The organism is Gluconacetobacter tumulicola (genome assembly GCF_014174215.1).
Taxonomy (GTDB): Bacteria; Pseudomonadota; Alphaproteobacteria; order Acetobacterales; family Acetobacteraceae; genus Gluconacetobacter; species Gluconacetobacter tumulicola.
The window spans coordinates 11,988-33,393 of record NZ_JABEQL010000020.1; the positions used below are offsets into that span (position 1 = coordinate 11,988).

General features: G+C 64.6%; 18 protein-coding genes. 7 read left to right on the forward strand and 11 right to left on the reverse strand.

The window, feature by feature from the left end:
- Window position 1: 1 nt before the first annotated feature.
- The gene (locus HLH29_RS13765) at window positions 2-781 is read right to left on the reverse strand and encodes an SDR family NAD(P)-dependent oxidoreductase (protein ID WP_182967782.1); all 780 of its coding nucleotides are present in this window, start codon (window positions 779-781) and stop codon (window positions 2-4) included.
- Window positions 782-883: 102 nt separating this feature from the next.
- On the opposite strand from HLH29_RS13765, the gene HLH29_RS13770 reads away from it, so the two are divergent.
- A complete protein-coding gene (locus HLH29_RS13770) occupies window positions 884-1,486 on the forward strand; it encodes a TetR/AcrR family transcriptional regulator (RefSeq protein ID WP_182967784.1) in 603 nt (200 codons plus the stop codon).
- 85 nt (window positions 1,487-1,571) lie between these two features.
- Here HLH29_RS13770 and HLH29_RS13775 read toward each other — a convergent pair whose 3' ends face one another.
- The 5 genes from HLH29_RS13775 to HLH29_RS13795 form a co-directional block, all read right to left on the reverse strand.
- The gene (locus tag HLH29_RS13775; protein WP_246374253.1) at window positions 1,572-1,949 is read right to left on the reverse strand and encodes a hypothetical protein; all 378 of its coding nucleotides are present in this window, start codon (window positions 1,947-1,949) and stop codon (window positions 1,572-1,574) included.
- A gap of 95 nt (window positions 1,950-2,044) precedes the next feature.
- The gene (locus HLH29_RS13780; protein WP_246374254.1) at window positions 2,045-2,680 is read right to left on the reverse strand and encodes a TetR/AcrR family transcriptional regulator; all 636 of its coding nucleotides are present in this window, start codon (window positions 2,678-2,680) and stop codon (window positions 2,045-2,047) included.
- Window positions 2,681-2,723: 43 nt separating this feature from the next.
- Window positions 2,724-3,467 (reverse strand): SDR family NAD(P)-dependent oxidoreductase, encoded by a 744-nt coding sequence (locus tag HLH29_RS13785; protein WP_182967786.1) that lies wholly within the window; start codon window positions 3,465-3,467, stop codon window positions 2,724-2,726.
- Between the two features lie 91 nt (window positions 3,468-3,558).
- Window positions 3,559-3,780, reverse strand: coding sequence for a hypothetical protein (locus HLH29_RS13790; protein ID WP_182967788.1), 222 nt, complete (start codon window positions 3,778-3,780; stop codon window positions 3,559-3,561).
- 2 nt (window positions 3,781-3,782) lie between these two features.
- Window positions 3,783-4,073: a VOC family protein gene (locus HLH29_RS13795; RefSeq protein ID WP_408871975.1), complete on the reverse strand. Its 291-nt coding sequence runs from the start codon at window positions 4,071-4,073 to the stop codon at window positions 3,783-3,785.
- 459 nt (window positions 4,074-4,532) lie between these two features.
- Here HLH29_RS13795 and HLH29_RS13800 point away from each other — a divergent pair, with 459 nt between their 5' ends.
- On the forward strand, window positions 4,533-5,606 hold the full coding sequence (locus HLH29_RS13800; RefSeq protein WP_182967790.1) for a hypothetical protein: 1,074 nt from the start codon (window positions 4,533-4,535) through the stop codon (window positions 5,604-5,606).
- Here the strand turns inward: HLH29_RS13800 and HLH29_RS13805 are convergent.
- Genes HLH29_RS13805 through HLH29_RS13820 form a run of 4 tightly spaced genes read right to left on the reverse strand, consistent with a single transcriptional unit; the run spans window position 5,603 to window position 10,793 of the window.
- Window positions 5,603-6,646: a ribose-phosphate diphosphokinase gene (locus HLH29_RS13805; protein WP_182967883.1), complete on the reverse strand. Its 1,044-nt coding sequence runs from the start codon at window positions 6,644-6,646 to the stop codon at window positions 5,603-5,605. The genes HLH29_RS13800 and HLH29_RS13805 overlap by 4 nt on opposite strands.
- Window positions 6,609-7,601, reverse strand: a complete 993-nt coding sequence (locus HLH29_RS13810) for a 1-phosphofructokinase family hexose kinase (protein ID WP_182967792.1) — start codon at window positions 7,599-7,601, stop codon at window positions 6,609-6,611. The genes HLH29_RS13805 and HLH29_RS13810 overlap by 38 nt, the downstream gene beginning before the upstream one ends.
- A 38-nt stretch (window positions 7,602-7,639) precedes the next feature.
- Entirely contained in the window at window positions 7,640-10,045 is a 2,406-nt protein-coding gene (ppsA, locus tag HLH29_RS13815; RefSeq protein ID WP_182967794.1) for a phosphoenolpyruvate synthase, read from the reverse strand.
- Between the two features lie 37 nt (window positions 10,046-10,082).
- Window positions 10,083-10,793: a CBS domain-containing protein gene (locus tag HLH29_RS13820; RefSeq protein WP_182967796.1), complete on the reverse strand. Its 711-nt coding sequence runs from the start codon at window positions 10,791-10,793 to the stop codon at window positions 10,083-10,085.
- 257 nt (window positions 10,794-11,050) lie between these two features.
- Here HLH29_RS13820 and HLH29_RS13825 point away from each other — a divergent pair, with 257 nt between their 5' ends.
- The 3 genes from HLH29_RS13825 to HLH29_RS13835 all read left to right on the forward strand — a co-directional run bounded on the left by HLH29_RS13825 (window position 11,051) and on the right by HLH29_RS13835 (window position 18,066).
- Complete coding sequence (locus HLH29_RS13825; RefSeq protein WP_182967798.1) at window positions 11,051-12,979, forward strand: DUF47 family protein; 1,929 nt, start codon at window positions 11,051-11,053, stop codon at window positions 12,977-12,979.
- Window positions 12,969-14,603: a PEP/pyruvate-binding domain-containing protein gene (locus HLH29_RS13830; RefSeq protein ID WP_182967800.1), complete on the forward strand. Its 1,635-nt coding sequence runs from the start codon at window positions 12,969-12,971 to the stop codon at window positions 14,601-14,603. Before HLH29_RS13825 ends, HLH29_RS13830 begins: the two co-directional genes overlap by 11 nt.
- A gap of 196 nt (window positions 14,604-14,799) precedes the next feature.
- On the forward strand, window positions 14,800-18,066 hold the full coding sequence (locus HLH29_RS13835; RefSeq protein ID WP_182967802.1) for an efflux RND transporter permease subunit: 3,267 nt from the start codon (window positions 14,800-14,802) through the stop codon (window positions 18,064-18,066).
- A gap of 27 nt (window positions 18,067-18,093) precedes the next feature.
- Here HLH29_RS13835 and HLH29_RS13840 read toward each other — a convergent pair whose 3' ends face one another.
- Window positions 18,094-18,903 carry an IS5 family transposase gene (locus tag HLH29_RS13840; RefSeq protein WP_182967804.1) on the reverse strand — a complete coding sequence of 270 codons (810 nt, stop codon included), beginning with the start codon at window positions 18,901-18,903 and terminating at the stop codon, window positions 18,094-18,096.
- 341 nt (window positions 18,904-19,244) lie between these two features.
- On the opposite strand from HLH29_RS13840, the gene HLH29_RS13845 reads away from it, so the two are divergent.
- Both HLH29_RS13845 and HLH29_RS13850 read left to right on the forward strand, forming a co-directional pair.
- A complete protein-coding gene (locus tag HLH29_RS13845) occupies window positions 19,245-19,946 on the forward strand; it encodes a response regulator transcription factor (RefSeq protein ID WP_182967806.1) in 702 nt (233 codons plus the stop codon).
- A complete protein-coding gene (locus tag HLH29_RS13850; protein WP_246374255.1) occupies window positions 19,936-21,351 on the forward strand; it encodes a sensor histidine kinase in 1,416 nt (471 codons plus the stop codon). Before HLH29_RS13845 ends, HLH29_RS13850 begins: the two co-directional genes overlap by 11 nt.
- Window positions 21,352-21,406: the final 55 nt, after the last annotated feature.

Below are 21,406 nucleotides of genomic sequence, written 5' to 3' on the forward strand. Positions count from 1 at the left end.
CTTACGCCGCGGGACGAAAGATGGGCGCGCCGGCCGGGGCGCCGATCGTGCCGCCATCGACGACGATCTCGGCGGCCGTGATGTGCTTCGCCTCGTCGGACGCCAGGAACAGCACCGCATTGGCGATATCCACGGCGGCGCCCAGATGGCCCAGTGGAATGGCCAGGGAATAGGCGGCTTCAAGCTGTTCCATCGCCTCCGGCGTCGATGCCCGCGACTCCCAGATCGGCGTACGGGTGGCGCCCGGCACCACGCTGTTCACGCGAATACCGCGCGGCGCGAGTTCGGCGGCCAGCACCCGGTTCATAGCCCCGATTCCGCCCTTGCTGGCGGCGTAGGCGGACGCGCCGGGAATGCCGAGCACCTGATGTACCGACCCGTTCAGGATGATGGAGGCGCCGGCCGCGAGGTGCGGCGACGCCGCCTGCACGGTGAAGAAGACGGCGGTCAGGTTCGTGGCGATGACCCGCTCGAACTGTGCCCGATCGGTGCCGCCAACCGGGGTCGCGCCCGGAATGCCGGCATTGGCGAACACGATATCGAGCGTGCCGAACCGTTCGATCGCGGCCGCGACCGCCCGTTCGGCGGCGTCGTCTTCCGTCAGGTCGGCCCGCACGACCAGCGCATTCGGACCGAGCTTTTCGGCCGCCGCGTCGAGCGTCCGCTGGTTGCGGCCGGTGATGACCACGCGTGCGCCTTCCTCGATGAACCGCTCGGCAGTCGCCAGCCCGATGCCGCTATTGCCACCGGTGATCAGGGCGGTCTTGTTCTGGAGTCTCATGGTCCGTATCTCCAATTGGATTACGATCATAATGCACCATGACGATTGTAATGCAATGGGGGTGGCCCTAAATTTCGCAATGGAGAGCAAGGAAGGCGGCACATGCGGTATGGGAAGGGTCATAGGGAAGAGACGCGGCGGCACATCATCGACGTGGCCGCGCGGCGTTTCCGTGAGGATGGCGTGGCTGCGGCGGGCATCGCGGGGCTGATGGCCGATGCTGGCCTGACCAATGGCGCGTTCTATACCCACTTCACCTCCAAGGAGGATCTGGTCCGGCAGGCCCTGCAGGCAGTGCAGGAGAACACCCAAGGTACTACCGTGCAGGCACTCAAGGACGGTGCGCCGCCGGAGGTGTGGCTGCGGCGTTATCTCAGCCCGCAGCATCGAGACAATCCGGGCGCCGGCTGTGTCGCGGCGGCGCTGTCGGCCGAGATCGCGCGTCATCCCGAGGAGACGCGCGACATTTTTCGCGCGGGCTACGAAAAATTTGTCGGACTGATCGCGGCGACCCTTCCCATCGGAACGCCGGCCGAGCGACGGGCGAAAGCACAGGCTCTCTACGGGTTGATGATCGGTACGCTCCAACTGGCGCGCGCGGTAGGGAAGGGCCCTGAATCCGACGAGATTCTTGATAATGGGGTCAAAGCCGGCCTCGTATTCATCAGCAGCGTACCAGAGCTACGCTGTGTCACCGCTCCCTGAAGGGCGGCGATCCGGGGGAACCGCGCGGCGCCTCACTGGGCGTGCACACTGGCCGAGCCCTCTGGCCAATCCTTGCTGCTCCGGCCTATGCCAACCGGAACGCATGGCGATCAGTCGTGCCAATGTGATCCACGGATGACACTGCAGAAATTCCCGCGATGGAAGTGGGATTTTTGTCGGCGATGACATCCGCCTTGACGTTCCCGAACGTCGTCTCCGGCTTGTGCTTGATGCCGTCGTAGAAGGCCTGGATGATATCCTCCTTGAAATGCGGCGTGCGCGGAAACGCCTGCACGACCGCTTCACGCTCGGCGTCTGAATAGTCGCCGTACGTCAAGCCGAGCACGTCCATCTCGACACCGGCCGTTACCAGGGCAATCACAGGATGCATGTGTTTCGGAATGCCGGGCGTCGTATGCAGGGCGATCGCCGTCCAAAGGGGCAAGCTGGGCTGGATCTCCATGCTATGCTCGATCGGGAGGTATCGTACGGACTGATCATCGGTGATGGTCCTTGATGCAGCGGACTGGAGCGAGAGACAGCGGCAATCGCTCGCAGTCACGGAATGAGTCCCGTCCTCCGGTACGTTCGGATCGTTCGGTCGTAGATGGCGATGTCCTGGCCGCCACGCGCGACGAGCTGAGCCCCCTCGATGGCCGCGAAGATCGCCATTGCGTGCTCCTGCAATTGCAGCGCGCTCACCGCAGGCTTGGCCAGTTCCAGAACCTTGATGATCCAGCGGACATTCGTTTCGGTGAATTTGTCGATTTCGGTGCGTACTTCCGTGGGAAGGTCATCGAATTCCGCGCTCATGATGCCGCAGAGGCACATGCGATTGTCGTCGGCCAGGGCGGAGCGAAAGATCTCCATATATCTGTCCATGCACCACGTCGCGTCGTTGGAGGTGGCCAGCAGATCCGCCAGATAGGCTTCCCCATCCTCGGTATAGCGACGTGCCAGGGCGGCTCCGAGATCGCCCTTGGTGGGGAAGTGATAGTGCATGCTGGCGTTTTTGATCCCCACCGCCTTTGCGATTTCGCGAAAGCTCAGGACGTTGTAGCTTCTTGCTGCTCCGCTTCTGCCGTCATTCACTCGAAGCATTTCACGAGGGATCTGGTCGTTCCTTGAAGGGCCCCGGGAAACAGGTTTGGGATGCCGAGGGATTGACTGAGTGGCAGCATCACTGACCATCATTCGTGCGTCGCGCAAAAGGTGAGCCTGACGAGAGATGTTGCTATCACGCGCCTACTCCCCCATCCACGGCTATCACGGAGCCCGTTATGTAGCTCGCCGCCGGAGAGGCAAGGAATGCGACCACCGCGGCAATCTCCTCGGGTTGTGCATAGCGGCCGAGCGCGGTGACCGACTTCAGCCAATTAGCGAATGGGCCGCTGTCCGGGTTCATCTCGGTTTCGACCGGACCGATCGCAAGCGCGTTGACAGTGATCCGCTTCGGCCCAAGGTCGCGCGCAGCCCCTTTGACGTAACCCGCAATCGCAGCTTTGGTGGACGAATAGTCGGCTAGTCCCGGTGCGCCGACGCGTACTGCCGAGGTGGACGACATCGTGATAATGCGCCCGCCTTCGTCTATGACCTGAGAGGCCGCTCGGATTGCTGCGATGACGCCGGTGACGTTCACAGCATGCATGCGGTCAAGTGCGGCGGTGTCACTGATGTCGATCGCACCCGCTTCGAACACACCCGCGTTTGCAACGAGAATATCGAGCCGACCGAATTCTCGGTAGACGTCGGCGACAAGCGCCGCCACCTGCGCCGAATCTGCCTGATCGGCCTTGAACGCCTTTGCGCGAACGGTCTTCCGCTCCATATCGGACACAACGGACATGGCCCTGTCTTCACTCGCGGAGTAGCTGATCGCCACGTCCGCGCCTAGATCGGCGAGAGCCAGCGCCGAAGCCGTCCCGATGCCGCGCGAACCGCCCGTCACGAGCGCGACCTTGCCGGAAAGTAATTTGGTCATTGTTGATTTCTCCACATTGGGTGCAGTTCGCACCTATTTGATCTCTGTGTTCGCAATCGGCAGGATCGCCGCCACACGCCATCCAGCGGTGCTACGGACAAGCGTCTGGCTGATGAGGAATGTATTGTCCTGCGCGGGCTTGCCGCGAAGGCCGCGGGTGGTGGAGCGACACATTCCAGGGTCCGATCATCTTGCCGTCCGGCTGTTGGGTCTTGAATGCATTGAAGCCGGTAGCGATGCCCGCGCGCATGTCGTCGTAAAGCGTCTTCTGGAGCGGATCGAAATCGGCCGGATCGATGAGAGGAAGCCGCATCGTCATGGCCCCGGGAAGGGCGGCGGGATGAGCTTGCCTTCGAGGCGCCGCGCCAGTTCTGCCACGGCATGGTCGTCGACCTCGTTGCGTTGTGCCGGTGTCAGTTCCGCCGGCGCCAGGTGGGCTACGATCTGATGACCGTAAAAATCGAAATCGACCCAGTCGGGCGCGCTTCTGCCCTCCGGGCATCCCAGAAGCTCCCCGTAGAATGCGCGGGCCTCCGCAATGTCGCGGACGGGAAAGGCGAGATGGAAGGGCGGGATGGTGCCGGTGCCTGTCGCGATGGTGTTCATGTCGATCTATCCTTGGAGGCTTTTGAAACAGTCTCTTATTCACGGCTGACCCGCCACTAACGGTAACGCTGTGCCGTATAGGATGGAAAACGATATATTTCGTTTGTGAGAAATCAAATATTCGATCTGTCGGCCGCGCCTCATGTACCTGCCGCCACGCCGGCCATCCCTGTCTCCTGCGCGGGAACGTGAGGGCGGGAGGCGTTTTGCATCGCCTCCGTCCAGATCGGACACATCATGGAACATGATCGTCCGGTCGACGAACTTTCCTGCCCGCTTCTTTTCCGATCCGCTTCCTGCCCCCATGTGATGGGAAATGGGAGGGCGGAATGTCATCCAGCGTTCCGCCGACGCCACGTGACAGCAGCACATCGCACCCGACGCGCGGCCCCGGAACCGGGACCGGGCATGATCTCGGCCCGGCCGGACAGGGTTCACTTGCCGGCCCGGACTGGCCGCTTGGCGCGCGATGCGTCTGTTTCGGCGCCGCCTGTATCCCTGGAGCGCAAGGTCCGGTTTCTGTCCCGGCCGCAAACCTATGGTGGTGCCGTCAACACGGTCATTGCGCGCGAGACGCATATGTCCTGGGTCTTCCTGGCCGGGGAGCGGGTCTACAAGCTCAAGAAGCCGGTGCGCTTTCCCTATCTGGATTTCTCCACCCTGGAGCGCCGGGCCGATGCCTGCCGTGCCGAAGACCGCCTGAACCGCCGGCTGGCGCCGGATGTCTATCTTGGGGTTGTCCCGCTGGTCGAGGGCGCGGCGGGCCTGGCCATCGGCGGGGCGGGGCGGGTCGTGGACTGGCTGGTCGTCATGCGGCGCCTCGACGATGGCGGGTTTCTGCAGTCGGCCTTGCTGGCGCATGCGGTGCGGCCGTTGCAGCTCGACCGGCTGGCGGCCGTACTGGCGTCGTTCTACGCGCATGCGCACCCGCTTGCGGTCCGCAGGTCCGCGGACACTCTGCGGATGAGGTGGCAGAGGGCGTTGTCCGGCAACCGGCGCGTGTTGCAGGACCCGCGCTTTCATCTGCCGCGCGGCATGGTGGCGCGTGTGGACGCGATCCTGACGCGCTTTGTGGACCGGCGGTTCGGGGTGATCCTGGCGCGTGCGCGTGCCGGCCGCATCGTCGACGCGCACGGGGATTTGCGTCCGGAACATATCTGGATGGACGGGCGCGTGAGCATCATCGATTGCCTGGAATTCGACCCGGCCTTGCGGGCGCTCGATCCGCTGGATGAGATCGCCTTCCTGCAACTGGAATGCGCGCGTCTGGGTGTGGCCTGGGCGGGGGAGAGGATCGGCCGGCGTCTGCGGCCTGTCCTGCACGGGGGGCGTGTCGGCGGGTTGCTGCTGTTCTATCGCAGCTATCGCGCCATGCTGCGGGCCCGGCTGGCGATCATGCATCTGTGCGACGCCCAGCCGCGCACGCCTGAAAAATGGCCGCGCCAGGCGCGCGCCTATCTGCGTCTGGCCCTGGCGGATGCGCTGCGGCTGGAGAGGCTTGAGCATGCCGCCCTGGCCGGCACCGGACCTTAGAAGACCAGGAGGTCCGACAGCGGTGCGTTGCGATGCAGCCGGCGGATGGCTTCGGCAAGCAATGGCGCGGCGGAGAGGATCTGCAGCTTGCGCCGGGCCGGGCCGTCCGGCAGCCGGATGGGCTGGACCGTGTCGGTTGTCAGGATACGGTCGATGGCCGGTTCAGCCAGGATGCTGTCCGCGCCGGCCGTGAACAGGCCATGGGTGACGCAGGCCACGACCTGCCGTGCGCCGGCGCCGCGTGCGGCGCGTGCCGCGCGGGCGAGCGTGCCGCCGGTGCTGACCAGATCGTCGATGACGATACAGGTCGCCCCCGCGACATCGCCCACGAACAGGTCGCCGGAGACCTGCCCGCCGCTGCGGTGCTTCTCGGCGAAGGCCGCCCCGACCGGGTGTCCGGTGGCTGCTTCCAGCGCCCCGCGCAGGCGTTCGGCCCGCTTGCCGCCGCCAAGGTCCGGCGACACGACGCACAGGCGGGCTGGATCGGCCCCCAACTCGGCGGTCAGGCCGCGAAGGGATTCTACCAACAGGGGGACGGCCGTCAGCGCCACCGTCTGCCGGCGGAAGGCGTTTTCGAACGCCGCCTCGTCATGCACGTCCATCGTGACCAGACGGTCGGTTCCGACGGCTTCGAACAGTGTCGCGACATAGCGTGTCGTCACCGGGTCGTTCGGCTTCGTCCGCCGGTCCTTGCGCCCGTAGCACAGATAGGGCGCGATGGCGGTCACGCGTGCGGCCCCGGCGTCCTTGCAGGCGCCGATAAAGAACAGCAGCCGGCACAGCCGGTCATTGGCGCTGCCCGTCGCGCCGCCGTGCAGGCTGTGCAGCAGATAGACATCCGCGCCGCATACCGGGTCCAGCGCGCGGGTCTTGTGTTCGCCATCCTCGAAATCGCGTTCCTCGTGCCGGCCCGGCGTCAGGCCCAGGTGTCGGGCAATGGCCTGCCCAAGCCCGTCGGTGCCGGCCAGGGCGAACAGGCGGATGGCGCCCTCGGCCTGCTGGTCAGCCTGCCAGACGGGTTGTGTCTGTCGTGGGTCCACCGGTCGGGTCCTCCGCGCTGGATTTGGTGCCGGCCCTGATCTGCCGGAACAGGGATTCGACCGTCTCGCGCCGGGCCCGGGCCGTGCCATAGCGTTCGACGCTTGCGGAACCGGCGGCGACGCCCAGGGCCAGTGCCTCGTCGGGGGGCATGCCGCGTGTCAGGCCCAGCACCAGGCCCGCCATGAGACTGTCGCCCGCGCCGACGGCGCCGCGCGCCTGCACCGGCGGGGCGGGCACGTATGCCAGGCCGGCGGCGGATCCCAGCCATGCTCCGTCCGGCCCGAGGCTGACGGCGATCATCCGGGCCGCGCCGGCACGCAGCACCCGCCCGATCTCGGCCGCCAGGGCGTCCTGTCCCTGGACCGGGTGGCCGACCAGGGATTCGAATTCCCCATGGTCGAGTTTCAGCAGGTCCACCCCGTGGCCGACGACCGCGCGCAGGGCACCGCCGGATGTATCGACGGCGAGGCGCCAGCTCCGCCGTGCCCCGATGGCGGCCACCCGCGCATAGAAATCCTCGGGCACCCCGCGCGGCAGGCTGCCGCTTGCGACGACCCAGGCGGCGTCCAGCTCTTCGAGGAGCGCCAGGCTGTTCAGCCATTCCATGGCCTCGATCAGCGGGCCCTCGGACACGAAACGATATTCCAGATGGCTCGCGCGCTCCTGCACGTTCAGGCAGATGCGGGTCCGGCCCACGATCGGCAGGCTCTTCCAAGGCACGCCGGCCTGGTCGAGCAATTCCTCGACCAGGCGCCCGGTCACGCCGCCGGCCATGATGACGGCCAGGGTCTCGCCGCCCAGCTCGTGGACGACGTGGGCGACGTTGATGCCCCCGCCGCCGGGGTCCAGCCGCTCGTTCGTCGTGCGGATCTTCTGTGTCGGATGCACCTCCGCCGCGACGCAGGCGACGTCTATGGCGGGATTGAGCGTCAAGGTCGCAATGGTCTGGGACATGTCGGGTGATCCCGCGCAAGGGGGGAGTGGCGCGCCGTTCAGGCCAGGGCGTCTTCGGCCTGGCGGACGATATCCATGGTGCGCAGCAGGCTGGACGGATTGACGCTGATCGAATCGATGCCGATGGCGACCAGGTAGCGGGCGATCTCGGGGTCGTTCGCCGGGGCCTCGCCGCAGATTCCGATCCTGCGTCCGTTGCGGCGGGCGCCGGTGACGGCCAGGCGCAGCATTTCCAGCATGCCGGGGTCGCGCTCGTCGAAATCGAATGCGACGATGTCGGAATCGCGGTCCACGCCCAGCGTGAGCTGGGTCAGATCGTTCGATCCGATCGAGAATCCGTCGAATTCGGCGGCAAAGGAATCGATCTGGATGACGTTGTTGGGGATTTCGCACATCATGTAGACGGCCAGCCCGTCCTTGCCGCGCGCCAGGCCGTTGCGGCCCATCGCGGCCAGGACCTGCTCGGCTTCCGCCACCCGGCGGCAGAACGGCACCATGACGATCAGGTTGGTCAGCCCCATGGCCCCGCGCACCCGCGACAGGGCAGCGCATTCCAGCGCGAAGCCGTCGGCATAGGCCGGGTGGGCGTAGCGCGACGCCCCGCGAAAGCCGAGCATGGGGTTTGCCTCCCGCGGCTCGAACGTCGTGCCGCCGATCAGGGCCGCATATTCGTTGGTCTTGAAATCCGACAGCCGCACGATCACCGGCCGGGGATGGAAGGCGGCGGCGATCGTGCCGATCCCTTCCGACAGGGTGCGGATGAAATAATCGCCGGGTGAGGAACTGCCCGCCGTGCGTTCGGCGACCCGCTGCCGGTCGTCGGGCGTCAGGCGTTCGGGGTGCGCCAGTGCCATCGGGTGGATGCCGATGGATTCGCTGATGATGAATTCCATGCGTGCCAGGCCCACCCCCGCGCAGGGCATCATCGCCGTGCGGAAGGCCAGTTCGGGATTGCCCAGATTGACCATGATCGGCGTGCGCGGGCGCGGCAGGCTGCCGGCATCGGTGCGGGTGACCGTGAAGGGAATCTCGCCGTCGTAGATCTCTCCGCTCTCGCCCCCCGCGCATGAGACCGTGACGCGCTGGCCCGCGTGCAGGACCCGGGTCGCATCGCCGGTTCCGACGACCGCCGGAACGCCCAGTTCGCGCGCGATGATGGCGGCATGGCAGGTACGGCCGCCATGGTCGGTCACGATGGCGGACGCGGTCTTCATGACCGCCTCCCAGTCGGGATTGGTCGAGGGCGCGACCAGCACGTCGCCGGGCTGGAAGGAGGCGAGTTCGTCACGGGTGGAAATCACGCGGACCGGGCCGCCCCCGATCTTCTCGCCTACGGCCCGGCCGCGCGCCAGCACGGGGCCGCTTCCCGTCAGGGCATAGGTTTCCAGCATGGCGGCGCCCCGGCGCGAGGCCACGGTCTCGGGCCGCGCCTGGACGATATAGAGCCGGCCGTCATCGGCGTCCTTGGCCCATTCGATGTCCATCGGCACCGGGTGGCCGGCCTGTCGGGAATAATGATCCTCGATCAGCAGTGCCTGGCCGGCCAGGGACAGGGCTTCGGTATCGCTGATGCAGAATTGGCGCTGCCGGTCCGGCGGGGTCGGCACGTTTTGGGTGCGCGATCCGCCGGGGGCCGGCTCCAGGCCCATCGTCAGTTGCTTCCGTCCCAGGACATGCCGCAGCACGGTGCGGTGTCCTTCGCGAAAGGTCGGTTTGTGGACATAGAATTCGTCCGGGTCGATGGTGCCCTGGACGATGTTCTCGCCCAGCCCGTAGGCCCCGGTTATCAGGACGATGTCGCGGAAGCCGGATTCGGTATCGAGGGTAAAGATGACGCCGCTGGAGGCGCGGTCGGCATGGACCAGCTTCATGACCCCCACGGACAGGCTGACCTTGAAATGGTCGAAGCCGTTATTGGCGCGATACACGATGGCGCGGTCGGTGAAGAGCGAGGCGAAACAGTGGCGGCAGGCCTCGAAGATCGCCTCGGCCCCGCTGATATTCAGGTAGGATTCGTGCTGGCCCGCGAAGCTGGCCGTGGGAAGATCTTCCGCCGTGGCGGAACTGCGGACCGCGACGGCGACATCCGGACCATATTGCGCTTCGAGGCGACGATAGGCGTCGGCGACGAGCCGGCGTAGCGTTTCCGTGCCGGCGGCGGCGTAGACCAGCTCGCGCGCCTGGGCCGCGTGGCGGGCCAGCAGGGCGATGTCGGTCGGGTCCAGAGGGTCCAGCAGGGCATGCAGGGCCGGCCAGGCGTCCGCCGCGTTCAGCGCGTCGCGATAGGCGCGTGCCGTCAGGACGAACCCGTTGGGCACCAGGATGCCCTGTGTTGCCAGCCCCCGGTACATCTCGCCCAGCGAGGCGTTCTTGCCGCCGACCAGGGGAACATCGCCAAGCCCGATATCTTCGAACCATCGCAGGGAGTCTGAAGGCTCCGCCATCGCGTCGCTCCTGCTTTTCTGGCCGCGAAACAGTCTCTTACGGCAGGGAAGGTGGGGGAATGGTGACGCCCGCGAACGGGTCGATGCAGGTGATGTGGTCCACGACGGAGACGACCCCCTTCACGTTTTCCGCCGCCACGCGGGCGGCGGTGCGCAACCGTTCGTCTGTGACGGTACCGTCAAGGTCCACCACCCCGTTCCTGACATCGACGTTGATGGTGTTGCGGCCGCCCAGATGCAATACCGCCTGGTATTCCTTCAGGATGGACTGCCTGATGCTCTGGTCGTCGGATAGGGCAGGCGCGCCGGACATCAGTGGCAGCAAGGCGCGCAGCACGTCGCCGCGCGAGACCACGCCCACAAGCTGATCGTTCTTCATGACCGGCAGGCGCCTGATGTGGTGCAGCATCAATGTGGCGATGGCATCGCGCAACGGTGTCTCGGGCCCGACGGATACGGGCCGCTGCGACATGATATCGGCAACCTTGCGGCCATGAGTGTGAACATAGTCCTCGGCCTTGTGCCCTGGCGATCGGAACAGGTCGCCGAGCCATGAATGCCCGGCGGTTTCCAGTTCGCTCCGGCGCATGAGGTCGCCTTCGGTGAGGATGCCGACCAGTTGCCCCTTTTCGGTGATGACCGGCAACCCGCTGATCTTGTGCGCCACCATCAGCCGGATGGCGTCCATGATGGATTGCGTTGGCGCGACACAGATTGCCGGCGAGGTCATGACGTCCTTGACCTGCATGACACGCGGTCCCCGCTGCGGAGCGGCCTGTCGGATATCGGCGGGCCACTGCATGAATGTTTTGGGTGCCCCCTGCGGAATGCACCCGATGACCCTAGATGCGCGTGTGCCGGCGCCCCTTCAATCGCACGCCGGGATTCGTGATGACGGGCGGCATATCGCATGCAACCGGACACCATGACGGCGTTTAGGGACCATGTTTCCCCGCGACCGACATGGTCAACGGCCCGGCCGGCCTTCTGGGGAGGGAAGACGGAATGACCATTCAGAAGGAGGGTGTGGTTGCCGAGCTTGCGCCGGGCGCGCTGCTTCTGCCCAACCTGATTGCGGACGGGCTGGGCGCGAATGGCCGCATAAAATTCGCGCTGAGCTGGCTGCAGGCCGTCGAGGCGTCGGACCGGGACGATCGTGGGCCTTTTGCCGGTCTGGCGGCCGAGCGGACGATGGCTGGGCTGGACCGTGACCCGCTTTATGATGCGCCCGCCCTGCTGGAGCGAACCGGCGACGGTGTCCGGGTGCCGGAGATCGGCGGGGTGATGGCGCGCCTGCGGGACGATCTGTCGCGCATGTGTGCGGCGGTGGAGGCGGGCGCGGGTGCGCGCCTGTTCGACCGTGCGGCGGCCGCTGCATTCCGCGGGCGCGAGGAGGCGCTTCGCGCAAGCCTTCATCTGGACGGCGACGTGTTGCCGGCGGGCCTGGTCTCGCGGCTGTCGCGCGTTTCGGGCGAGGATGAGGTGTCGTTCCATCTTCTGGTGATGGAGATGCACAAGGCCATCAACGACATCGCCGCCGGCCTGGCGGAGGCGGATGTTGCCGGCGCCCGCGCCTATCTGCTGGGCCCGGCGGACAGGGAGCGCCTGGTCGCCTTCATGCGTGGGCTGAATCGAACGGCGCCGCTGAAGTTCAACCATCCGGGGCTGGCCACCAACGCGATGCGCGACGGCAGTCATATGACCATCCAGAACGATCTGGGCACGACCGACGCGCATGTGCTGATCGCCCAGATCGAAGAGCGCCGCCTGACCATTATCCATAGTGATATTCACAAGCAGCGTCTGGATTTTTTCCAGAGTCGCCTGCCCAGGTTTTCGTGGACGGTCTCCAACCGGCGCGCGCGGGGCGTGGAGGACGATGTTTTCCTGGTCACGGTGGGAACGTTCGAGGCCCCCGACCTGGCCACGCTCGATACCGCGCTGGAGGAGCTGGGAGCGTCACTGGTCTTTCTCATCGACTGGAACAAGGCACGAAAAAGCCTGGGCCGTTTCGTCACGCGACGGGAGGCGGTCGCCATTCTGGACTGGGCCGCCGATCATGAATATGGCCACCGCGCCTATCTGGAAATCGGCGGTGAGGTGGTGATCGAGGATCTGCTGGAAACCGTGTCGCGGATCAGCGGTGTCTCCTATACCTCCCTGGAGCGTGCGCTCGGCAGGGACGAGGCGACGGCATTCCTGCGGGAGACGTTGCGCATCGCCAGCGAGTCCCTGCGCGATGGCCGGTCGCCCTTCGTGATCCGCGATCTGTTGCAGGCGGAATTGATGATGCGCGTGGGCTCCGTGGCCGACCGCATTCTTGATGAGGCCGTGGACCATGCCGCGCTGATCCTTGACCTGGGCAACCTGGTGCATGCCACGCTGCTGGACATTGTTGCGGACCCCGCTGGAGCTGCCACGCGGGCCAAGGTCTGGGAAGCCCTTGCCGATCGGCAGGTGGGGCGCATATGCGACCTGTCCCGCGACGGCAAGGTGCGCGCCTGGCGCATGGTCGCCTCGGAGGCCGATGATGCGGCCGACACATTCGAGGAGGTGGCGTTTCTTCTGCAATTTCTGCCCCGCGACCTGCCTGTCGGGTTGCGCGAGCGGTTCCTGCTTCTGGTCGAGGGCGCCATCATGGCGGTCAGGGATTATGTCCGTCTGCTGTGCGCGCTGCGCAATGGGCACCGGACCGTCGCGCGGGGGGACATGCGCGCGTTCATGGGGTTGCTCGACCGGCTGCACGAGCATGAGCATGCAACGGACGACATCCAGCGCGACCTGTTCACCCATCTGATGCAGGCGGATGTCGACGCCCGGCTGTTCCATGTCGCGACCGCCGTGGGCGGCGGGCTGGAGGAGGTGGCGGATGCGTTGCTGAATGCGGGTCGCCTCGTCTCCGATCATGCCGTGGGAGAGTGGTTTGCAACCTGACCCCATCCAGATCATCGAAGCGGGCATATTGCCGCCCCCGGCGGAGGCGCTGTCCCTGCTTGGCGGGAAGGCCTTCAATCTTGTGGTTCTGGCCGCGATGGGTCTGCCTGTACCGCCCGGGTTCGTCCTGCCGACTTCGCTCTGCGCCCAATGGATCGCCGATGGGCCGCCGCCGATGGACGAATTCCGGGCGCGGGTCGCCGGCCCGCTGAGCCGTCTGGAGCAGGCGACCGGCCTGGCGTTCGGCGACGCGCGGCGGCCATTGCTGGTTTCGGTCCGCTCGGGTCCCCCCATCTCGATGCCCGGCATGCTCGATACGATCCTGAATGTGGGACTGACGCGCGCGACCCTGCCGGGGATGATGGCGCTGACGGGCGATCCCCGCCTTGTCTGGGATTGTTATGCGCGACTGGTCCGCTCGTACGGGCAGGTCGTGCACGGCCTGGACCCGGCGCCCTTCGAGGATGCATCGGCACGTGCCCTGCTGGCCGGGCAGGCGGGAGGCCAGTCCGATCTCGATACCTTGTCCCTGCGCGGCCTTGCATTGCGGTATCTGGATATTTTTGAGGACCTGTCCGGACGGGCCTTTCCCGACACGCCCATGGAGCAGCTTCTGCTGTCGGTGGATGCGGTGTTCCGGTCATGGGAGTCGGAGCGCGCGAAAACCTACCGGCGGATCAGGTCCCTGACGGACCTGCCAGGGACGGCGGTGACCGTGCAGCGCATGGTCTATGGCAATTCGGGACCGAAATCGGGATCGGGCGTGGGATTCACGCGTGATCCTGCGACGGGCGAGAAGCGGCTTTATCTGGATTTTTCCTTCAACGCCCAGGGCGATGACGTGGTGTCCGGCCGCAGGCGGGTGACCCCCGCCAGCATGCTGTCCCGCATCATGCCGCAGGTCGCACAGGGTCTGGAGCATGTCGCCCGGCAGATGGAAGACAGATTCCACGATATGCAGGATTTCGAATTCACTGTGGAAGACGGGCGGCTTTTCCTGTTGCAGACCCGCGCCGGCAAGCGATCCGCCTGGGCGCGGCTGAAGATCGCCGTCGATATGGTGCGCGAGGGCCTGATCGGCGTCGAGGAGGGGCTGCGGCAACTGGAAGGGCTGGATTACGCCGCCATCACGCGCCGGCGCGTGGTGGGCGCGCATGGCGATGCGATTGCCAAAGGAACGCCGGCCGGGATAGGTGCCGCGACGGGCGCCATTGTCATGAGCGCGGACGTCGCCCGGCAGTTTGCCCGGCAGGGGCGGCCGGCCATCCTGGTTAGCAATGACCTGTTGACCGAGGATATCGAAGGGATCGCCAGTGCCGAGGGGCTGCTTGCGGCGCATGGCGGCCGTACCAGCCATGCGGCGGTCGTGGCGCGCGAGCTCGGCAAGGTCGCCATTGTCGGATGCGCCGACCTGGTGGTTGCGCCCGACCGGAAAAACTGTGTGATCGCGGGAAGGCGTTTCGACAGCGGGGCGGAGATCACGCTCGATGGGGAAAGCGGCTGCATCTATGAGGGACGTATCACAATCGACGAAGAGCGCCCATATGATGAACTGGCGACAGTGGAAAGCTGGATGCTGGCGGGACCCGGCATGATGCCCGGGATCGCGTTCCCGTCAGGTTAAAACGTCCCAATGCTGAAAATGCGGGCCTGGGTCGATCATGTGAATGAATATCGCTGAGCCGGTTGGGAAGATTTTAGGGTTCATGTGCTGGACGCACAATATTTCGGGACGGACATTCCCTGTCGGAAGACGATGATCACCACCCTGGGATGCGCCGCACCCTGCTGTCTACCCGGTGGAATCCAGAGTATGCGCGATGTTTCTGACGACTGTCTTTATCCGCCGGCCTGTGGCGACCACATTACTGAGTGTGGCCTGCATTCTGTGCGGCATCGTCGGCTATATCGCGCTGCCCGTCGCGGACCTGCCGAATATCGATTTTCCCGTCATCCAGGTTCAGGCGCAGCAGCCGGGGGGCTCGCCCGAGCAGATTGCCAGCTCCATCGCCGAACCGCTGGAGCGGCATCTGGGCAGTATTGCCGACCTGACCGAAATGACATCCCAGTCCAGCCAGGGGCAGTTGCGCGTCACGCTGCAATTCGCGCTCTCGCGCGACATCAATGGCGCGGCGCGTGATGTGGAAGCCGCGATCCAGGCGGCACGGGCGGATCTGCCGACCACGCTTCGCCAGAACCCGAGCTATTCGAAGGCCAACCCCAACGGGCCGCCATCGCTGATCCTGGCGCTGACGTCGGATACCTACACGCTGCCCCAGCTCTATGATCAGGCGTCCAATCTCATCCTTCCGCGCCTGGCACAGGTGAAGGGGGTCGGTCAGGTACAGGTCAGCGGCAGTGCCCTGCCTGCCGTGCGCGTCGAGATGGACCCTTTGCCACTGTACAAATTCGGCATCGGGTTCGAGGATATCCGCGCGGCCCTGGCTTCGGCGAATGCCCATACGCCCAAGGGCTTCATCGATCAGGGGGACAGGCGCTTCACGCTGGAGACAAACGATCAGGCCCGGAGCGCGCAGGCCTATCGTGACCTCGTCGTCGCCTGGCGAAACAGCCGGCCGGTACGGCTGACGGATATCGCGCAGGTGGAGGATGGTGTCGAAGATGTGCGCAATGCCGGCTATTTCGACCGCAAGCCCGCCATTGTCGTGCAGGTGTTCATGCAGGCAGGGGCGAATATCGTACAGGCCCTCGATCAGATCAACATGACGCTGCCGCGTCTCCAGGCTTCCCTTCCGCCGGGGATCGACCTGCAGACGGTCATGGACCGTTCGCTGACGATCCGGGCCTCATTGGCCGACACGCGCATGACGCTTGTCCTGTCCGTCCTGCTCGTCGTGCTGACGGTTCTGCTGTTTCTCGGGACATGGCGGACGACATGCGTGCCCGCGCTGGTCATTCCCACGTCCATCATGGGCACGCTGGGGGTGATCAGCATGCTGGGCTATTCGCTCGACAACATGTCCCTGATGGCGCTGACCATCTCGACCGGATTCGTGGTCGATGACGCCATCGTGGTCATGGAGAATATCAGTCGCCATGTCGAGAAGGGTACCACGCCTTTCGAGGCCGCTATCCGGAGGGCTGGTGAAGTCGCCTTTACCGTCCTGTCGATTACCCTTTCGCTGATTGCGGTCTTTCTGCCGATTCTTCTGATGGGGGGGATTGCCGGCCGCCTGTTCCACGAATTCGCCATGACGGTTTCGGTCAGTCTTCTCGTTTCCCTGTCATTGTCCCTCAGTCTCACGCCCATGCTCTGTGCGCGGATCGTGCGGGCCGGTCCGCAGGCTCCGGGGCGGTTCGCGACCCGTCTGGAACAGGTTCATGACAGGGTCTTGCGTGCCTATGCAGGCAGTCTTGAATGGTCCCTGCGTCACAGGCGCATCATGGTGCTGACATTGCCCGCAACGGTCGGGTTGACGATCGTGGTCTATGCGCAGATGCCCAAGAGCCTCTTTCCCGACGAGGATACCGGCATGCTGCTGGGTCGGGTGATGGGGGACCAGGCCATTTCGTTCCAGGCGATGACCCGCAAGATGGACGAGGCGCAGGCTGCGCTTCTGAAGGACCCGGATGTGGCGGCCGTGGCCGGCTTTCTGGGCGGTCGCGGATCTTCGAACCAGGGGAACATCTTCATTCGCCTGACCGACAAGTCCCGGCGCCCCTATCCGCCCTCGACGACCATCGCCCATTTGAACCGGCGGCTGGCGAGTATGACGGGCGCCCGCTTCTTCGCCCTGCAGCGCGGTGCCATCCGCATCGGCGCGCGGCCCAGCAACGCCGCCTATCAATATACGCTGGAGGGCGACAATCCGGCGGAGCTTTATGACTGGACCCAGAGGCTGACGACCGCGCTGACCCATCAGGCGGCCCTTATGGATGTGTCGTCCGACGTGCTGCTGGGCGGACAGGCGGTGAACGTTGCCATCGACCGGGATCTGGCAGCCAGGATGCAGCTGACGCCGCAGCTTGTCTCCAATATGCTGTTCGACGCCTATGGGCAGCGGGCGGCGTCCGTCATCTATAACAGCCTGAACCAATATCGCGTGGTCATGGAGGTCGACCCCCGTTTCTGGCAGGACCCGTCTTCCCTGCGGCAGGCGTGGATCAGCACTTCCGGCGGCAGTCCGCCTGGCGGCACGCAATCCAATACCGTGCGCGTGCGCATAGCCGCGGCGATGAGTGCCGCGAGCGCGCAGGGCGCACAATCCTTCCTCAACCAGATCGCCAACACGCTGGCGGGCGGTCGCTCGGCCTCGACCGGATCAGCCGTATCGACCGGCGCGGAAACGATGGTGCCACTGACCTTCGTCACCCGCACCATTGCGGGTCTGACGCCGCTTGCCATCAACCATCAGGGGCAGGAAGTCGCGACCACCATATCCTTCAACCTGCCGACGGGCGTCCCCCTCGGCCGGGCCATGCAGGTTGTGGAGGCGCAGGTTCTGGCCCTGCATCTGCCCCCTTCGATCCATGGTGCGTTTGTCGGGAATGCCGCGCAGTTGCAGAGCTCCTCCAGCAGCGAGCCGTTGCTGATCGTCGCCGCGCTGGCGGCGGTCTATATGGTGCTGGGCATTCTGTATGAAAGCTACGTCCATCCGCTGACGATCCTGTCGACCCTGCCCTCCGCCGGGGTGGGTGCGCTGGTGGCCCTGTGGGTGTTCGGGGAGGATTTTTCGCTGATGGCCATGATCGGCGTGATCCTACTGATCGGCATTGTCAAAAAGAACGCCATCATGCTGGTGGATTTTGCCCTGGATGCCGAGCGCGAACGTGGCGTCCCGCCCGAGCAGGCGATGCGTGAGGCCTGCCTGCTCCGGTTCCGTCCGATCATGATGACGACATTCGCCGCCGCGCTGGGGGCGCTGCCGCTTATCCTGGGGCATGGCTATGGCGCGGAACTGCGGCGGCCGCTTGGCATCGCGATCATCGGGGGGCTGGCTGTCAGCCAGGCACTCACACTTTATACCACGCCGGTCATCTACCTCTATCTGGGCCGGGTGGCGCTATATTGTTCATCCCTCCGTCGGGCCCGGAGGAAATTGTCCCCGGTAAATATGATGCGATAATCGCCATGGCGTGCCGCCTAGAGGGTGTTATGCATCGTGAGCGAGTATAGCGGCGCTTCTGAGCATGAAGCATGCGAAAGCGACGACATGGAGACTTGCGAGCGTTGAAGCGTAGCGCTCGTAATCCTTGACGAGTCTGCGGCATCGTGTGGCCCATGCGAAAGACCGTTCTACGACCCATCGGCGCGGCAGCAGGACAAAGCCGCGCTTGGCCTCGGGCAATTTGACGACCTCAAGGGCGATACCGTGGGCCCGCGCTGCCTCGGCCGGCTTCTGGCCCGTGTATCCCTGATCGACATAGGCCAGTTCGACACTCTCGTCCGTCACTTCCTGAATGGCAGCGGCGAGGCGTCCGACTTCGGCGCGATCGTCCCGGTTGGCTGGCGTGACGTGCAGGGCCAGCAGATGGCCAAACGTGTCCACGGCCATATGCAGTTTCGAGCCCTTTTTGCGTTTCGCCCCATCATATCCGGCGCGCGGTCCGCTCTCCGGCGTCGAACGCAAGGTTCGGCTGTCGAGGATGGCTGCCGTGGGCTCCGCTTTACGGCCGGAGGCCATGCGCAGCACAGCCCGCAGGTCAGACGCCAGTGCTTCGAAACAGCCTGCTTCCATCCAGCGACGGGATTGCTGATAGACCGCCGACCACGGCGGAAGGTCATTCGGCATGGCGCGCCAGGCAATTCCGTAGCGGATCACGTAGCGCAGACCGTTGAACAGTTCGCGCAAATCATGCCGCCGCTGTTCCGCGTCCTCTCGCATCAGAACCAGATACGGGACAACCAACGACCATTCTTCGTCTGATACGTCAGAGGGATACGGCTTCCGAACTTGCGTCATTCAGCATTACTGAACCAATCACGCACGAAAGTACATAACACCCTCTAGAACGCACCGTACCAGACAACGAGGACCACGCCGGTCAAGACAGCATAAAAAAGAGACGCCAGAGAGGCGGCGAGACGGACGTCCATTGTCGTTTCCGATGGCATAAACCTGTCGGCATCTTCTTCCAAAGCGTTGCAATCGAAAAATTAACAAATGCCAACCAGGGCCGCTCAGGCCATGACTGGTGCTTTCTCCGCGGGTTCTGCTGCTACTATGCCGCGCGTTTCGTCTGGCTGGCGGCCTGACGGACAACAGCAAGGAGGAGAGACAAGCCAGATGATCTTTCTGTTTCGATGGCCCTGACCGCGCGCGCGCGCCTGCTTCTGGTCGAGGACGACCCGGCGACGGCGGCGTATCTGCGGGAAGGCCTGGCGGAGCATGATATCGATGTCTTTGCTGTCGCGAATGGGCCGGACGGATTACGGCGCGCGCTTTCGGAGCGATGGGACATCGTGATTCTCGACCGGATGCTTCCGGGGCTGGGCGGGCTGGAGATCCTGACCCAGATGCGCGAACGCGATATCATGACGCCCGTGTTGTTTCTGACGACGATGGACGGGGTATCCAGTCGCGTCCGTGGTCTTCGCCATGGCGCCGATGATTATATGATCAAGCCGTTTGCGCTGCGGGAGCTTGTCGCGCGGGTGCAGGTATTGCTGCGCAGGTTCACGCCGAGCCAGCACGTGACAATGCTGTGCGTCGCCGATGTCGCGCTTGACCTGCTGAGCCGGGAGGTCACGAGGCGCGGAGAAAAGATCCATCTGCAGCCACAGGAGCTGAAGCTTCTTGAATATTTCATGCGCAATCCCGGAACGATCATTTCGCGCCGGATGTTGCTGAAGGATGTGTGGAACATGGATTTTCCGGTTCGCACGAATATCGTCGAAACGCATCTCTCCCGGTTGCGGGAGAAGCTGGGACGACATGACAGGCCGCTGATCCATACCATCAAGGGAGCCGGCTATGTGATGAAAGAGTCCGATCTTGAGCCCTAGGCGTGGGATCGCCGCGATCAGGCAGATTGCCGGCACATCCTCTTTCCGGATCGTGACCAGCTTCGTCGGTTTCTTCCTGCTCTCCGGCATGCTGATCACCATCCTGACGGGATTTCATAACCAGCATCTGTTCGAGCGCCAGATCCGCCGGGCGATCACCAACGAAGGCGAAGAGACCTTTGCCGCGGCGGGACAGCCCGATGTCAGCCATTTTCTGCCCGTGGTGAAAGCCCTTGTCCGGAACGAACCGGGATTCTTCTATCTTTTGCAGGACAGGGCACAGATTGTTGTCGCGGGCAACATGCTGCATCTGCGGCCGGTCACCGGACCGCGATGGCTGTCCTGGGCGCATCGGCTGCCCCAGGACGCGCATCAGGTCGCGGTCTATGGCGAGGGATATCGACTTTCTGACGGCGGCTATTACTTTGTCGGGATCGATGCGTCGCAGTTGACACGGCTGAGACATGATCTGTGGAACACGGTCGCCTGGAGTTCCCTCGGCTTCATGACCCTGGGCCTGGCCGGCGGCATGCTGCTGAGCAATGCGGTCCTGAAACGGATCGAGAGCATCAGCATGACGGCGCGCAGCATCATGCGCGGCAATATCGCGCGCCGTATACCGCTGCGCGGGACGGGCGACGAATTCGACCATCTGTCGCAGAGCCTCAATGCGATGTTGGGGCAGAATGAAACCCTGATCGTCAGCCTGCGCCAGGTGTCGAATGATATCGCCCATGACATGCGCAGCCCCCTTTCACGCCTGCGGCACAGGCTGGAGAGGGCAAAGGATCGTGAAGAGACGGTCGATGGGCTGAAAGACCAGATCGATCTTTCGATAGATGAACTCGACAGGGCGCTGGAGATTTTCGGCTCGCTCCTCGACCTGGCCCAGATCGAGGCCCGGACACAGAGTGACGAGTTCAGCGCGGTGGATCTTGTCGTCCTGATCAGCGAAATGGTGGAGATCTATCTGCCGATCATTGAAGACCATCGGCAGACTCTTCGCGTGACGCACCCGCCTGAGGCGATCGTGACGGGTCAGCCGGTTCTGCTGCGCCAGATGCTCGCGAATCTTCTGGAAAACGCGATTCATCACACACCGTCGGGCAGCACGATCGTGCTCGAGGTCTCGATCGGGGAAGGCGGGGTGCAGCTTGTCATTTCCGACAATGGCGGCGGCATTCCCGCATGCGATCTTGAGCGGGTGTTCGACCGTTTCGTCAGGCTCGATAACAGTCGTTCGGAAGCGGGGAATGGATTGGGGCTCAGCATGGTCCGTGCGATCGTCCATCTGCATGCCGGCACCATCACATTGAGTGATAACGGGCCTGGATTGCGCTGCCTGATCGCCCTTCCATGCGAGAACAGGGCACGCATCCAGGCCGGCCAGTCCGCCGGACCATGATCGACGGGAGCGCGACATTCTGCAGAATCGCCTGGAATCCGCCTCCGTCCTCTTT